General features: G+C 74.1%; 12 protein-coding genes and 1 pseudogene. 8 read left to right on the top strand and 5 right to left on the bottom strand.

Going from position 1 to position 14101, the window contains the following annotated elements; genetic code table 11:
• Nucleotides 1-5: 5 nt before the first annotated feature.
• Nucleotides 6-206 (top strand): annotated as a pseudogene (locus ACZ3KJ_RS03710) (iron transporter); the annotation flags it as partial.
• Complete coding sequence (locus ACZ3KJ_RS03705) at nt 142-1167, top strand: SCO2278 family lipoprotein (RefSeq protein ID WP_467524269.1); 1026 nt, start codon at nt 142-144, stop codon at nt 1165-1167. The pseudogene ACZ3KJ_RS03710 and the gene ACZ3KJ_RS03705, both read left to right, overlap by 65 nt.
• Before the next feature lie 27 nt (nt 1168-1194).
• Here the strand turns inward: ACZ3KJ_RS03705 and ACZ3KJ_RS03700 are convergent, their stop codons facing one another.
• From ACZ3KJ_RS03700 to ACZ3KJ_RS03690, 3 genes are all read right to left on the bottom strand, one after another.
• Complete coding sequence (locus ACZ3KJ_RS03700; protein WP_467524268.1) at nt 1195-1932, bottom strand: bifunctional DNA primase/polymerase; 738 nt, start codon at nt 1930-1932, stop codon at nt 1195-1197.
• 124 nt (nt 1933-2056) lie between these two features.
• A complete protein-coding gene (locus ACZ3KJ_RS03695) occupies nt 2057-2680 on the bottom strand; it encodes a TetR/AcrR family transcriptional regulator (protein WP_467524266.1) in 624 nt (207 codons plus the stop codon).
• A 109-nt stretch (nt 2681-2789) separates the two neighbouring features.
• Entirely contained in the window at nt 2790-3791 is a 1002-nt protein-coding gene (locus ACZ3KJ_RS03690; protein WP_467524264.1) for a Gfo/Idh/MocA family protein, read from the bottom strand.
• 84 nt (nt 3792-3875) lie between these two features.
• Here ACZ3KJ_RS03690 and ACZ3KJ_RS03685 point away from each other — a divergent pair, with 84 nt between their 5' ends.
• The 3 genes from ACZ3KJ_RS03685 (at nt 3876) to ACZ3KJ_RS03675 (ending at nt 8024) form a co-directional block, all read left to right on the top strand.
• Nucleotides 3876-5480: a multidrug effflux MFS transporter gene (locus ACZ3KJ_RS03685; RefSeq protein WP_467524263.1), complete on the top strand. Its 1605-nt coding sequence runs from the start codon at nt 3876-3878 to the stop codon at nt 5478-5480.
• Nucleotides 5477-6601 (top strand): serine hydrolase domain-containing protein, encoded by a 1125-nt coding sequence (locus ACZ3KJ_RS03680; RefSeq protein WP_467524804.1) that lies wholly within the window; start codon nt 5477-5479, stop codon nt 6599-6601. The genes ACZ3KJ_RS03685 and ACZ3KJ_RS03680 overlap by 4 nt, the downstream gene beginning before the upstream one ends.
• A 460-nt stretch (nt 6602-7061) precedes the next feature.
• Complete coding sequence (locus tag ACZ3KJ_RS03675) at nt 7062-8024, top strand: small ribosomal subunit Rsm22 family protein (protein WP_467524803.1); 963 nt, start codon at nt 7062-7064, stop codon at nt 8022-8024.
• 178 nt (nt 8025-8202) lie between these two features.
• On the opposite strand, the gene ACZ3KJ_RS03670 is transcribed toward ACZ3KJ_RS03675, so the two are convergent.
• Nucleotides 8203-9843: an alkaline phosphatase D family protein gene (locus ACZ3KJ_RS03670; RefSeq protein ID WP_467524262.1), complete on the bottom strand. Its 1641-nt coding sequence runs from the start codon at nt 9841-9843 to the stop codon at nt 8203-8205.
• Nucleotides 9844-9988: 145 nt separating this feature from the next.
• On the opposite strand from ACZ3KJ_RS03670, the gene ACZ3KJ_RS03665 reads away from it, so the two are divergent.
• From ACZ3KJ_RS03665 to ACZ3KJ_RS03655, 3 genes are all read left to right on the top strand, one after another.
• A complete protein-coding gene (locus tag ACZ3KJ_RS03665) occupies nt 9989-10762 on the top strand; it encodes an SDR family oxidoreductase (protein ID WP_467524260.1) in 774 nt (257 codons plus the stop codon).
• A 569-nt stretch (nt 10763-11331) separates the two neighbouring features.
• Complete coding sequence (locus tag ACZ3KJ_RS03660) at nt 11332-12807, top strand: ABC transporter permease (RefSeq protein ID WP_467524258.1); 1476 nt, start codon at nt 11332-11334, stop codon at nt 12805-12807.
• Nucleotides 12808-12852: 45 nt separating this feature from the next.
• Entirely contained in the window at nt 12853-13539 is a 687-nt protein-coding gene (locus tag ACZ3KJ_RS03655) for an ABC transporter ATP-binding protein (protein WP_467524256.1), read from the top strand.
• 205 nt (nt 13540-13744) lie between these two features.
• Here the strand turns inward: ACZ3KJ_RS03655 and ACZ3KJ_RS03650 are convergent, their stop codons facing one another.
• On the bottom strand, nt 13745-14071 hold the full coding sequence (locus tag ACZ3KJ_RS03650) for a nuclear transport factor 2 family protein (RefSeq protein ID WP_467524255.1): 327 nt from the start codon (nt 14069-14071) through the stop codon (nt 13745-13747).
• Nucleotides 14072-14101: the final 30 nt, after the last annotated feature.

Raw genomic sequence — 14101 nt, 5'->3', positions numbered from 1 at the left:
CGCGCCGGGGCGAGTCGGGCGGCCGGCCGGGCCCGGTGGCCGGCCAGGTCACGGTGTGGCCGCTGTACCCGGTCCCGGCGTCCGCGCCGTTCCCCGCCCCGGTAGGGTTCGCCTCCGGGAAGGGGAAGGTGAAGACACCTGATGACCAGGGAACGCACCGGGGAACGCAGCCTGACGACCGGCCGTCGACGGCCCGTCAGGCGTGACCGGAACGCAGTCATAGCGGCCTCGCTCACCGCCGTCTCGCTGACGGCGAGCGGCTGTGTGGTGGTCCACGGGGAGCGCGTGGTGCTCCCCGCGGCGACCCGGGCCGAGGCGGCGAAGGCGGTCGAGCAGTTCACGACCGCGTACAACAAGGCCGACGCGGCGTACGACGCTTCCCTCGACGCCGAGCACACCACCGGGGCGCTGGGCGCCATCGACGCGGCGCGGCTGAAGGCGGGGCGGGTCAACCACCCGGACGGCAACCCGCAGCACAAGGCGCTGGTGCTGACGGACGTGCGGTACACCATCCCCAAGAAGGCGGGCTGGCCGCGCTGGTTCGTCGCCGACGCGCAGGCCAACAAGGGCGGTGACGTGCGCTGGCTGCTGGTGTTCACCCGCAACCGTCTGGCGGACCCCTGGCAGGCGGCCTACCTGACGCTGGTGGCGCCGGGGGCGGTGCCGGAGTTCCGCAAGGACAAGGACGGCTGGGCCGAGGCGGTGCCCGCCGACTCCGGGGAACTGACACGCCCGCCGGAGGACCTGAGCAAGGACTACGCGACCTACCTGCACGAGGGCGGGGAGACGTTCGCGGACGGCACGTACACCAGCGAGCTGCGCGCCACCCGGGAGAAGAACTCCAGCAAGCCGGGGCTGGCCACGCAGTACGTCGACCAGTCCCTGACCAGCGGTGACTTCGCGCCGCTGGCACTGCGCACCGCGGACGGCGGGGCGCTGGTGTTCTTCAGCACGCACCACTACACGAAGCAGACCGCCGCGGCGGGGGCGACGGTGCCGACGCAGAACGAGAACGTTCAGGCGCTGACGACCGGGGAGGTCAAGCAGTCCCTGACGATGGAGTTCGTCGCCAACGAGGTGGCCCTGGACCCGTTGAAGGGCTCCGGGAACGGCAGGGTGTCGCTGCTCAGCCGGCTGGAGGGGCTGACGGCGGCGAAGGGCGAGTAGCTCCCAGTAGCTCCCCCGGCGCGCTTCTCAGTGGCGCAGCGGCCAGGCCCCGGACGGGTGCCCGGTCTCCTGGCCGACGTGGCGGGCGCAGGCGTCGGTGAGGACTTCGAGGAGGGTGAGCGGGTCGGGCAGCGCGTGCTCGGGGCCGCGGACCCAGTGCACCGCGCGGTCGTCGTCGCCGGGGAGCCGGGCGGGCGGGACGAGGACGTAGGAGCCGCGACAGTGCCAGCGCAGGCCGGGGTGCTCGTCCATGGTCTCGGGGTGGCAGTCCAGCTCGCACGGCCACCACTCGTCCTCGTCCTCGGGGGTGCCGCGGGTGAGGGTGAAGAAGAGCATGCGGCCGTCGTCGCTCGCGGCGACCGGGCCGACCTCGACGCCCGCGCCGAGCAGCCGGCCGAGTGCTTCCCGGCCGGCCTCCAGCGGCACGTCGAGGACGTCGTGCACCATGCCGGTCGCGGTGATGAAGTTGGCCTGCGGCTGGTGGCGGGCCCAGCGTTCGATCTGGGCGCGGTCGGTGGTGGACTGCGTCTGCCAGGCGAACGACACGGGGTGCCGGGCGGGGGTGGGACAGCCGACCCGGTCGCAGGAGCAGCGGTAGCCGGGGGCCGGATGGGCGGCGGGCGCGAGCGGCAGTCCCGCTCCGGCGGCGGCGAGCAGCAGGGCCTCACGGCCGCCGTCGTCGGCGGCTTCCTTCGGGCGGCGTCCGCGCAGCCACTGGGAGAGTTTGCCCTGCCGGCCGGTGCGGCCGCCGTACTCCGCGCTCATCTATCCCCTTGCCTCGCCGTGGTGCGGACAGCATGCCCTATGGTCCCACCATCTTGCGCATCGGGGGTCCGGAGCACCCAATCGGGGCAGGTGGGACCAGCGGGACGGATGGGGCCCGGGGGAGTCATCGCGGTGCGAGTCCGTGGAGGGCGTAGTCGACGAGGGTGTCGGTGTACGCGTACGACAGGGGGCCGGTGCGCTGGAGCCAGCGCTGGGCGAGCGGGGAGACGAAGAGTTCCAGGGCGATGCGCGGGTCGACGTCCGCGCGGACGTGCCCGGCGGCCTGGGCCGAGCGCAGGCGGTCGGCGTACAGCCGGAGGCTGGGTTCGAGGAGCTTGGTGACGAACTCGCGGCCGAGCTGCTCGTTGACGAGGCCCTCGGCGGTCAGCGCGCGGGACGGGGCCTCGAAGCGGGGGTCGAGGAGCTCGTCGACGGTGGCGCGCAGGACGGCCTTGAGGTCGGCGGCGAGGTCCCCGCTGTCCGGGATGGCGTACGGCACCTGCCCCGCCGCCTCGGCCGCCTGCTCGCCCAGGTCGAGGAACGCCTCCAGCAGCACGTCGGCCTTGGAGCCCCACCACCGGTAGATGGTCTGCTTGCCGACGCCGGCGCGGGCGGCGATGCCCTCGATCGTGGTCCTCGGGTAGCCGACCTCCCCGACGAGCGCGAGGGCGGCCTCGTAGATGGCCCGCCGGGACTTCTCGCTGCGGCGGGTGGTGTCGGGGGCCGGCTTTCCGGGCTGGGTGACCATGCGACGACGGTACCAAGCACATGAGACGCCCCGTCTCGCCCCGTGCCCGCCGGGAAAGGGGCGGGGCACGGGGCGGTGCGGGGCGGTGCGGGGCGGTGCGGGGCGTCGGCTACGCGGGCTCTCCCGGGTAGCGGACGCCGATGTCGCGGCGGATCGTGTCCAGGGTGCGCAGGACGGCGAGGGTGCCGTCGAGGGGGACGAGGGGCGACTCGGTCTCCCCGGCGCGCAGCGCGCGCATGACCTCGCGGGCCTCGTGGCGCATGGTGGTGCGGGGCCCGTCGGCCGGGTCGGCGGTGAACTCCTCGGGGTCCCGGCCGGCGCGGTGCAGGACGAGGCGGTCGGGGTGGAAGAAGCCGGACGGGATGTCGATGCGGCCGCGCGAGCCGGTGACGGAGGCGGAGGTGCCGGTGCCGCCGACGAGGGAGCAGTGCAGGGCGGCGAGCGCGCCGGAGTCCCAGGACAGGGCGGCGACGGTCTGGAGGTCGACGCCCTCGGCGGAGAGGACGGCGCGGGCGGAGACCCCTGAGGGTTCGCCGAGCAGGAGCTGGGCGAAGGAGACGGGGTAGACGCCGAGGTCGAGGAGGGCGCCGCCGCCCTGGGCGGGGTCGCGCAGCCGGTGCGAGGGCGGGAAGGGGCCTTCGAGGCCGAAGTCGGCCTGCACGGTCCGCACCTCGCCGATCGCGCCGTCGTCGACCAGCGTCTTCAGGCGCCGGATCAGCGGGTTGCAGTTCATCCACATGGCTTCCATGAGGAAGCGCCCGTTGTCGCGGGCGAGCGCGACGAGTTCCTCGGCCTCCCGCACGTTCAGCGTGAACGGTTTCTCGCACAGCACGTTCCGCCCGGCCTTGAGGCACAGGCCGGCGGCGGACCGGTGCGCGGAGTGCGGGGTGGCGACGTAGACGACATCGATGTCCTCGTCCCATGCCAGCGACTCCCAGTCGCCGTACGCCCGGGGTATCCCGAAGCGCTCGGCGAAGGCCCGCGCCGAGGTCTCGGTGCGCGAGGCGACCGCCACGACCTCCGCGTCGGGCAGGTCGATCAGGTCCGCCGTGAAGGCGGCGGCGATCCCGCCGGTCGCCAGGATCCCCCACCGCACGCTGTCCGTCGTCATCCCGCCCACCCTCGTGCCGTCCCATCGGTGCGTTCGAGCTGAGAGCATAGGTCGCGAAGACGTCGGAGAGGGAGGGGCGGCCAGATGCCCGAGGGTGGGGCGCCGGTGACGGGCGGGTCGGACACGGTCGACACGGAGACGGAGCGGACGGAACGGGCGGGACGGACAGGGCAGGCGGCACGGGCCGACCGGGCAGGCCAGGCGGGCCGGACGGACTCCCCGGGACGCACGGCGGGCCGGGCCGACTCCCCGGGACGCACGGCGGGACGGACCGACTCCCCGGGACGCACGGCGGGCCGGGCCGACTCCCCGGGACGCACGGCGGGACGGACCGACTCCCCGGGACGCACGGCGGGACGGACCGACTCCCCGGGACGCACGGCGGGCCGGGCCGACTCCCCGGGACGCACGGCGGGGCCGTCGTCCGCCGGGCGGCGGACCGGGCTGCTCGTCGTCCTCCTCCTGGCCGGTCTGACCGCCACTCCCCCGCTGGCGATGGACATGTACCTCCCGGCGCTCCCGGAGGTCACCCGCTCCCTGCACGCGCCGGCCGCCACCGTCCAGCTCACGCTGACCGCCTGTCTGGCCGGCATGGCCCTGGGGCAGCTGGTGGTCGGGCCGATGAGCGACCGCTGGGGACGCCGGCGTCCCCTGCTCGGCGGACTGGCCGTGTACGTCCTGGCCACCGCCCTGTGCGCGCTGGCGCCCACCGTCGGCCTGCTCATCGGGTTCCGGCTGGTGCAGGGCCTCGCGGGCGCGGCGGGCATAGTGATCGCGCGGGCGGTGGTGCGGGACCTGTACGACGGGGTGGCGATGGCCCGCTTCTTCTCCACCCTGATGCTGGTCTCGGGGGTGGCCCCGGTGGTGGCGCCGCTGATCGGCGGGCAGATCCTGCGGGTGACGGACTGGCGGGGCGTGTTCGTGGTCCTGACGGTGGTCGGGGCGCTGCTGGCCTGCCTGGTGGCGGCGCGGCTCCCGGAGACCCTGCCGCCCGCCGAACGCCACTCGGGCGGCGTGGGCGAGGCCCTGCGCTCGATGCGCGCCCTCCTCGCCGACCTGCCCTTCACCGGCTACCTCCTCACCGGCGGCTTCGCCTTCGCCGCCCTGTTCGCCTACATCTCGGCCTCGCCGTTCGTCGTCCAGGAGATCTACGGCGCCTCGCCGCAGACGTTCAGCCTGCTGTTCGGCCTGAACTCGATCGGGCTGGTGGCGGTCGGCCAGGTCAACGGCAAGGTGCTGGTGGGCCGGGTCCGCCTGGACCGGGTGCTGGTCGCCGGTCTGGCGGTCGTCCTGCTGGCGGCGACGGCGCTGCTGCTGATGGCGGCCGGCGTGTTCGGCGAGGTGGGGCTGGCCCCGGTGGCCGCCGCCCTGTTCGTCCTGATGTCCGCGATGGGCGTCGTCCTGCCCAACGCCCAGACGCTGGCCCTGATGCGGGTCCGCCACTCCGCGGGCTCGGCGTCCGCCCTGCTGGGCACGTCGTCCTTCCTCATCGGCGCGATCGCCTCGCCGCTGGTCGGGATCGCCGGCGAGGACACCGCCGTGCCGATGGCCGTCGTGCAGCTGGTGGCCACGCTGGTGGCGCTGGCCTGCTTCGCCGGCCTGTGCCGTCCCCGGAGGGGCACGGCGGCGGTGGATAGCGGAGGCGCCGCCCGCGCGGGCGGGGCCGAGCACCGGGGAGCGGACAGCTGAGCGCACCGCGCCTGCGCGTCGACACCCCGGAGCGGGCCGGGCTCGACCCCGAGGAGATACGGCACCTCGCCCGGGACGTCGAGGGCCTCACCCGTGGTGGCCGCCCCTGGGCGGCGGGCGCCGTCGTGGTCGCCGGACGCGGCCCGGTGATCGCCGTCCAGCGGGCGGCCGGCTGGGCGGTGCGCTACGCGGCGTACGACCCCGGGAGCGGCGCGGGCGTGGAGCTGCCGCCCGGCGAGCGCGTCGCGATGACCGTGGACACGCCGTTCGACCTGGCCTCCCTCACCAAGCTGTTCACCTCGGTCGCGGCGGTCCAGCAGATCGAGCGGGGCACGCTCGGCATCGACACGCGGATCGGTGCCTACCTGCCGGACTTCCGCGCGGCCGCCGCCCACGGCGTCACCGTCCGCCAGTTGCTCACCCACACCTCCGGCCTCCGTCCCGAGCTGCCGCTGTACGACTGCGCTGACGACACGGAGCGCCTGGAGCTGCTGCGCGCCGAGGCGCCGGTGGCCGAGCCGGGCACGTACCGGTACTCCGACCTGAACATGCTGCTGCTCCAGCAGCTCCTGGAGCGGATGACCGGGCGCGGCCTGGACGTCCTCGTGCGCGACGGGATCACCCGGCCGCTGGGCATGACGTCGACCGGTTTCGGGCCCTGCCCCGACGCGGCGGCCACCGAGGACCAGCGGCGCCCGTGGGCCAAGGCCGACCGGGGGCCGCTGCGGGGCGTGGTGCACGACGAGAACGCCTGGGCGCTGGGCGGGGTGGCCGGTCACGCGGGCCTGTTCTCCACGGGCCGCGACCTGGCCGTGTTCTGCCGGGCCCTGCTCGCGGGCGGCGCGTACGGGCCCGCCCGCGTCCTCGGACCGGACTTCGCGGAACTGCTGCTGACGCCGCCGGGGCTGGGGTTCGCGGTGGACCAGCCGTGGTTCATGGGGGAACTCGCCGGCCGGGGCGCCGCGGGCCACACGGGCTTCACGGGAACGTCGCTGGTCCTGGACCCGGCGACGGACAGTTTCCTCGTCCTGCTGGCGAACACGGTGCATCCGGTACGCCGGGCGCCGGACAGCACACCACGGGCCCGGGCGGGGACGCGACTGGCGAGGGCGGTGCGGTGAACCGGCGGCCCGGGGAGGGACGGCCGGTTCACCGAGCGGTGAGCCGGCGGCCCGGGGAAGGACGGCCGGTTCAGCGAGCGGTGAGCCGGCGGCCCGGTGGCGGGCGGCCCGGCAGTACGGTGAGCCCGACGTCCCCGGAACAGACGGGCGCCGGCTGCCTTGCGGGGGCCGGCAGCCCGGTGCGGTGAACCCGCCCGGCCCAGGGGCAGGAGGCGGGCTCCGGCCGCCCCGCGGGACCGGCAGCCCGATGCGGTGAGCCCCTCTGGCCCGATGCGGTGAGCCCGGCGGCCCGGAGACGGGCGAGTGCCGGCCGCCCCGTAGGGGCCGGCAGCCCGGTGCGGTGAGCCCGCCCGGCCCAGGGACGGTCGGGCTCCGGCCGCCCCGTGGGGGCCGGTCGGTCGGGGCCGGGTGCGGGACCTGAGAAAATCGTGGGGTGAACGTCTCCGTATCCGCCTCCGAGATGCTCCGTGGCGCCCTCACGGATCTCCTCGACGGGCTCCCGCCCAAACAGGCCGCGCAGGCCGTGGACCGGCTGATCGCCAACTACCGGGGGGCCACGCCCACCGACGCGCCCATCCTGCGCGACCGCGCCGATGTGGCCGCGTACGCCGCGTACCGCATGCCGGCGACCTTCGAGGCGGTCCGGTCGGCGCTGGAGGCGTTCGCGGACGCCGTGCCCGGGTGGGTGCCCTGCGGCCACGTGGACGTCGGCGGCGGCACCGGCGCGGCGACCTGGGCGGTCGGCGCGACCTGGGGCGGACAGCGCCCGGTGACCGTCCTGGACTGGGCGGAGCCGGCGCTGGCCCTGGGCCGGGAGATCGCGGGCGCGAACCCGGCGCTGCGGGACGTCCGCTGGCAGCGCGCCCGCATCGGCGCGGCGCTCGCCCTCGACGCCACCGACCTGGTCACCGTCTCCTACGTCCTCAACGAGCTGTCCGCCGCCGACCGCGCCGCCCTGGTGGACGCCGCCGCGGCCGCCGCGCAGGCCGTGGTGATCGTCGAGCCGGGCACCCCGGACGGCTACGCGCGGATCATCGAGGCCCGCGGCCGGCTCGTCGACGCCGGTTTCCGCATCGCCGCGCCCTGCCCGCACAGCGCCGCCTGTCCGATCGCGCCGGGCACCGACTGGTGCCACTTCTCGGCGCGGGTCAGCCGTTCCTCGCTGCACCGGCAGGTCAAGGGCGGTTCGCTGCCGTACGAGGACGAGAAGTTCTCCTACGTCGCCGCCGCCCGCTTCCCCGTCGCCCCGGCGCCCGCCCGGGTCGTCCGGCGGCCGCAGATCCGCAAGGGCCAGGTGCTCCTCGACCTGTGCGGGGCCGAGGAGCGGCTGGAGCGGACGACGGTGACGAAACGCCACGGCGAGCTGTACCGGGCGGCGCGGGACGCCGACTGGGGCGACGCCTGGCCGCCGCCGGCCCCGTAGGGCGGCCCCCGGCCGCCGGGCAGGACGGCCTGCCGGGCGCGGCGGTTGCGGCCCCGTAGGCAGGGCGGTCCCGGCCGGGTAGGGCGGTCCTGACCCGTAGGGAAGTCCCGGCGCTGCGGGGCGCGGCGGTCCCGAGCCCGTAGGGAAGTCCCGGCCGGGCACGGCGGACCCGGCCGGGTCAGGCCGGCTTGAGGCCCTGGTCGCCCACCTCGGTGACGAAGGACGCGGCGGTGGTGACCGGCGCGCCCGTGCGGGTGACGTAGGGGACGGTCTTGAAGTCGGCGCGGGCGAGGTCGCGGCCGAGGGCGACGGTGACGTAGCCGCGCCGCCCGTCGTAGAACTTCAGGTGCGGGTTGGCGGCCGTGTAGGTGGCCCAGTTGGCGGGCTTCTCGGAGCCGTCGCGGCCGCTGGCGATCGAGGTGGCCACGATCTCCGTGCCCAGCGTCCGGGACGCCGGGTCGTCGAAGTCGTCCTTGATGTCGAAGGCGTACCCGACGTGCACGTCACCGGTGAGGACCATGAGGTTGTCGACGCCGGCGGCCTCCGCGCCGTCCAGGACGCGGCGGCGGGAGGCGCGGTAGCCGTCCCAGGCGTCCATCGACAGCTTGGCGACCGGGTTCAGGTCCAGCTTCCGCTGCGAGAAGGTGACCTGCTGCGGTACGACGTTCCACAGCGCCCGTGACGCGCGCCAGCCGTCGAGCAGCCAGCGCTCCTGCGTGGCGCCGGTCATGGTGCGGGACGGGTCGTCGATGTCGGGGCCGGGGAGCTGGGCGCCGTCGCCGTAGGCCTGGTCGGAGCGGTACTGGCGGGTGTCGAGGACGTCGAACTGGGCGAGGTCGCCCCAGTGGAGGCGGCGGTAGAGCCGCATGTCGGACCCGTCGGGGAGCTGGGGGCGGCGCAGCGGCTGGTTCTCCCAGTAGGCGCGGTAGGCGGAGGCGCGGCGCAGCAGGAACTCCTCCGGCGGGACGGAGTTCTCGGGGGTGTCGCCGGCGTAGTTGTTCTCGGTCTCGTGGTCGTCCCAGGTGACGACGAAGGGGTGCGCGGCGTGCGCGGCCATCAGGTCGGGGTCGGACTTGTAGAGGGCGTACCGCAGGCGGTAGTCCTCCAGGGTCACCGTCTCGTGATTGAACAGGTCGGGGAGCGTGCGGTCGGTGTAGTTGCGGTAGTTGCCGACCGCGTTGACCGCGTACTCGTAGAGGTAGTCGCCGAGGTGGAAGACGACGTCGACGTCGTCCTGGGCGAGGTGGCCGTACGCGGTGTAGTAGCCGTCGGCGTAGGCCTGGCAGGAGACGGCGGCGAGGGTGAGGCCCGCGGCGCGGGAGCGGGTGGCGGGCGCGGTGCGGGTGCGGCCGGCCGGGCTGGTCCAGTCGCCCACGCGGAAGCGGTAGTAGAAGACGCGGTCGGGGTCCAGGTGGGAGACCTCGACGTGGACGGTGTGGTGGAACTCGGGGTGGGCGGTGGCCGTGCCGCGTCTGACGGTGCGTCGGAAGTGCTCGTCGTGGGCCAGTTCCCAGCGGACGGTGACGCGTTCCGCGGGCAGGCCGCCGTCGGGCTGGTAGGGGGCCGGGGCGAGGCGGGTCCACAGGAGCACGGAGCCGGGCAGCGGGTCGCCGGAGGCCACCCCGAGGGTGAAGGGGTCGTCGGTGATCCGGGCGGGGTCGAGCTCGGCGGCGGCCGCGGCACCGGCGGCGGGCAGGTTGACCGCGAAGGCGAGGGCGGCGGCCGCGCCGGTGACGGTGAGGAAGCGGCGGCGGCCGATGTGCCGGGCGGCGGCGCGGAGTTCGGGGGCGTGCTGGGACGGGCGTGCTGCGGGTGTCATTCCGGTCCTCCCCTGAAAATGGCTGCAGGAGGCATTGGAGTGGCCGGGGACGACGCCGTGAAGACCCCGAAGGGGCGCGTGGACGACAGTCGGGTGGCGGACGGAAGCATTCCGTATCGCGGGCACTGCCGTACGCTGCGGGCCCATGAACGCCAAGCGAACTGACGTACAGTCGAAGATCGCCGTGGTCACGGGCGCCGGGTCCGGCATCGGCCGCGCCGTGGCCGTGGAACTGCTCCGCACGGGATGGTCGGTGGTCCTCACGGGCCGCCGCGCCGAGACCCTGGCGGAGACGGCCGCCCTGGCCGCGCCCGAGACCGAGCCGCTCACCGTACGGACGGACGTCTCGCGCCCCGACGACGTGACGGCCCTCTTCGCCGCCGTGCGGGCCCGGTTCGGCCGGCTCGACCTGCTGTTCAACAACGCGGGCACGTTCGGCCCCGGCGGCGTGCCCGTCGAGGACCTCCCCTACGACGCCTGGCGGCACGTGGTGGACACCAACCTCAACGGGGCGTTCCTGTGCGCGCAGGCGGCGTACCGGCAGATGAAGGAACAGGAGCCGCAGGGCGGGCGGATCATCAACAACGGCTCGGTCTCGGCCCACACGCCCCGCCCGCACTCCGTCGCCTACACGGCGACCAAGCACGCCCTCACCGGCCTCACCAAGTCGCTGTCGCTGGACGGGCGGCCGTACCGCATCGCGGTCGGGCAGATCGACATCGGCAACGCGGCGACCGACATGACGGCCCGGATGGCGACGGGCGCGCTCCAGGCCGACGGGAGGACCGTGCCGGAGCCGGTGATGGACGTCGCCGACGTGGCCCGCACCGTGCGGCACATGGCGGAGCTGCCGCTGGAGGCGAACGTGCAGTTCGCGACGGTCCTGGCGACGGCGATGCCGTACGTGGGCCGGGGCTGACCGCTCGTCCGACAGGTCGTCACCCCGTCGACCTGCACAAGCGGATCTTCCTCTTCCGCCCCATTGCGCCCGGTAGCGGACTTATGCTCGACCTACCTCCACCGAACGTTCACACTTGGGGCAAGAGCGTTCCGCCGAGCCACACCGAGGGGGAGGGGCAGCCGTTCCACGGCACCGGGTGGGGGTGGACCCCGCGCGGAGCCGCGGGGTACGCACCGGACCGTGGAACGGCTGCCGCACCACCGGGGCGGCACTCACCCGCGCGTCCCGCCGGCCGCCACCGCGCACACCGCCGGCCGCCGTCGCAGACGCGGTCGGCACTCGCCCGCGCACACCGCCGACGACCGCCGCCCGCGCCGTCGGCGGCCTCCGCGCGCCCTCACCGTGCTCGCGCGGCACGGGGGGCACTTCGGTCATCCTCAGGGCACTTCGGGCACCCTCAGGGAATTCTCATTCCACACCCCGGTATTCCCAGGCCCCACACATCCTTTACCCATGCCGACTCAAAGGTTTCTCCCTAATTTGATGCCGCGCCCACAGCGGGCGCCAAGAACCTGACGAGGAACGGGATGTTTGGCATCTATCTCAAGCGCGAGCTGGGCCGGCGCAAGAAGGCGGCCCTGGTCATCGCACTGGGTCTGGCGCTCGGTATCGCGCTGGTCATCACCGTCAACTCGGTGTCGGCCGGCATGACTCAGGCACAGGACAAGGTCCTGCAGTCGCTGTACGGCCTCGGCACCGACATGACCGTCACCAAGGCCCGTACGGCGCCCACCGGAAACAGCTCCCAGGGCCCCAGATTCGAGTTCGACGCCTCCTCCGACGAGGACGAGGAGCAGAGCTCGGACCGCGTGACGACGCAGGGAGGTCAGGCCCTGAAGTCGTCGCTCGTGACGAAGGTCGCGCAGCAGAAGGGCGTGGCGTCCGCGGTCGGCGCGCTCACCCTGAACGTCACCAAGGTCGACGGCTCCTTCACCCGCGGCGAGGCGCAGAGCTCCTCCGGCGGCCAGTCGCAGGGCCAGGGCGGCCCGGGCGGCAGCGGCAACAGCACCGCGGCCCCGCAGGTCCAGGGCGGCGGCGCCTCCTTCGACGTCAACTCGTACTCCGTGGCGGGCGTCGACGTCACCGACCAGGACCTCGGCCCGCTGGCCGGCACGGAGATCACCTCCGGCAAGACGTTCACGACCGCGCAGGCCGACGCCAAGGTCGCGCTCGTCAGCGCCTCGTACGCCAAGGAGAACTCCTACAAGGTCGGCTCCACGCTGACCATCTCGGGCACCAAGTACAAGGTCATCGGCGTCGCGACGCCCGACAGCAGCGAGTCCACCACGGACGTCTACCTGCCGCTGAAGCAGGCGCAGACCCTCGCCGACGCGGCCGACCAGGTCACCACGATCTACGTCAAGGCGACCGACTCCCAGCAGATCGACACCGTCAAGGCGGCGATCCAGAAGAACATCTCCGGTACGACGGTGACGACCTCCGCCGACCTCGCGGACACCGTCTCCGGCTCCCTCTCCACCGCCTCGGACCTGGCGGCCGGCGTCGGCAAGTGGCTGTCCATCGCCGTGCTCGCGGCCGCGTTCCTGGTCGCCGCGCTGCTGACCTCCTCCGCGGTGTCCCGCCGGGTGCGCGAGTTCGGCACGCTGAAGGCGCTCGGCTGGCCGAGCCGCCGGGTGACCCGGCAGGTGGTCGGCGAGTCCATCGTCAACGGCCTCCTCGGCGGTGTCCTCGGCATCGCGCTCGGCCTGGCCGCGGCGTACACGGTGACGGCGATCAGCCCGACGCTGACGGCCGAACTCGGCAACACCGGTGGCGGCATGGGCGGCGGCGGCATGGGCGGCGGCCCGGGCGGTGGCGGCGGTGGCATGGGCGGTCAGGCGTCCGGCAACACCCTGGAGATCGCGCTCTCCGCGCCCGTCTCCGTCACCACCATCGCGCTCGCGGTCGGCCTGGCGGTCGCCGGCGGTCTCATCGCCGGTGCCATGGGCGGCTGGCGCGCCTCCCGGATGCGCCCGGCGGACGCCCTGCGCAGCGTTTCCTGACCGGCCCGCCACCTCCCTCACGGATTACGGATCACGGAGAAGTCCATGTACAAGCTCACCGGCGTGACCAAGCGCTACACGCGGGGCAAGGAGACGGTCGAGGCGCTGCGCGGCATCGACCTCACGATCGAGGACGGCGACCAGCTCGTCATCCAGGGGCCCACCGGCGGCGGCAAGTCGACGCTGCTCCAGATGATCGGTGCCCTGGACCGCCCGTCCGAGGGCAGCGTCGAACTCGACGGCGTCGACCTGGCCCGCCTCAGCGAGGCGAAGCTGACCCGGGTGCGCGCCGAGAACATCGGCATCATCTTCCAGGCGTTCAACCTCATCCCCACCCTGACCGCCCAGGAGAACGTCGAGACCGCCCTGGTCCCGCTCGGCGTGAAGCCGGCCGAGCGGCGCGAGCGCGCGGCGGAGGCGCTCCGGTCGGTCGGCCTGGGCGAGCGGCTGTCGCACGTCCCGTCCGAGATGTCCGGCGGCCAGCAGCAGCGCGTCGCCATCGCCCGCGCGCTGGTGAAGAAGCCGAAGGTCCTCCTCGCCGACGAGCCCACCGGCAACCTCGACGAGGGCACCCGCGACGACATCATGTCCCTGCTGGAGGGTCTGTGGCAGGAGTACGGGCTGACGTTCATCATGGTCACCCACGACTCGTCCATCGCCCGCCGCGCCCCGCGCCTGGCCACCATCAAGGCCGGGCAGCTGACGCTGAAGGAGCAGGCGGTCAGCCGCTGACCCTCTCGGTCGGCCCCTGACGCGACGTCAGTCCCTGACGCGACCTCAGTACCTGACGCAGCCTCAGTCCCTGACGCGACCTCCCCAAGGGCCGCTCACCGCCCGCGCACCCGGCCGACCTCGGCCGTCCGCCGGGCAGTGGGCGGCCCGCGTGTGTGTGACGGACCCGCGCGTGTGTGACGGAGGAGTCCCCCCGAACGGGCCGCTACGCCTGCCCGGTCTCGAAGCGGGAGATCCGCCCGTCGTCCTCCACCACGAACCGCCACTTGGTGCGCATCTCGCCCCAGGTGTCGTTGCTGTAGCGGGCGAGGAGGGCCCGGCCGCCGTCCGACTCGTTGTCGACCTCCAGATGGCCGTGGGAGGAGAAGATCTCCCGATCGATCCACTCGGCGAGGTCGCGGTCGGTGCCGTCGTCCGCCATGGTCGCGTCGGCCGTCAGCAGGCTCATGAACGCCTCCCGGTCGTGCGCGTTCACCGCGGAGACGAAGGCCCGGACGGCCGGGTCGGTGAGTCTTCCGGTCTGGATCGTCATACGGCTCACCTTCACACCGCCCCGCGGACC

This window comes from Streptomyces sp. NPDC003248 (assembly GCF_055563235.1).
This window is presented reverse-complemented; position numbering and strand designations above follow the sequence as displayed.

What these genes read in the sequence shown, in the direction of transcription:
- ACZ3KJ_RS03705 (WP_467524269.1), top strand. Translation starts at nt 142, where the DNA reads ATGACCAGGGAACGCACCGGGGAACGCAGCCTGACGACCGGCCGTCGA.
- ACZ3KJ_RS03700 (WP_467524268.1), bottom strand. Translation starts at nt 1,932, where the DNA reads ATGAGCGCGGAGTACGGCGGCCGCACCGGCCGGCAGGGCAAACTCTCC.
- ACZ3KJ_RS03695 (WP_467524266.1), bottom strand. Translation starts at nt 2,680, where the DNA reads ATGGTCACCCAGCCCGGAAAGCCGGCCCCCGACACCACCCGCCGCAGC.
- ACZ3KJ_RS03690 (WP_467524264.1), bottom strand. Translation starts at nt 3,791, where the DNA reads ATGACGACGGACAGCGTGCGGTGGGGGATCCTGGCGACCGGCGGGATC.
- ACZ3KJ_RS03685 (WP_467524263.1), top strand. Translation starts at nt 3,876, where the DNA reads ATGCCCGAGGGTGGGGCGCCGGTGACGGGCGGGTCGGACACGGTCGAC.
- ACZ3KJ_RS03675 (WP_467524803.1), top strand. Translation starts at nt 7,062, where the DNA reads ATGCTCCGTGGCGCCCTCACGGATCTCCTCGACGGGCTCCCGCCCAAA.
- ACZ3KJ_RS03670 (WP_467524262.1), bottom strand. Translation starts at nt 9,843, where the DNA reads ATGACACCCGCAGCACGCCCGTCCCAGCACGCCCCCGAACTCCGCGCC.
- ACZ3KJ_RS03665 (WP_467524260.1), top strand. Translation starts at nt 9,989, where the DNA reads ATGAACGCCAAGCGAACTGACGTACAGTCGAAGATCGCCGTGGTCACG.
- ACZ3KJ_RS03660 (WP_467524258.1), top strand. Translation starts at nt 11,332, where the DNA reads ATGTTTGGCATCTATCTCAAGCGCGAGCTGGGCCGGCGCAAGAAGGCG.
- ACZ3KJ_RS03655 (WP_467524256.1), top strand. Translation starts at nt 12,853, where the DNA reads ATGTACAAGCTCACCGGCGTGACCAAGCGCTACACGCGGGGCAAGGAG.
- ACZ3KJ_RS03650 (WP_467524255.1), bottom strand. Translation starts at nt 14,071, where the DNA reads ATGACGATCCAGACCGGAAGACTCACCGACCCGGCCGTCCGGGCCTTC.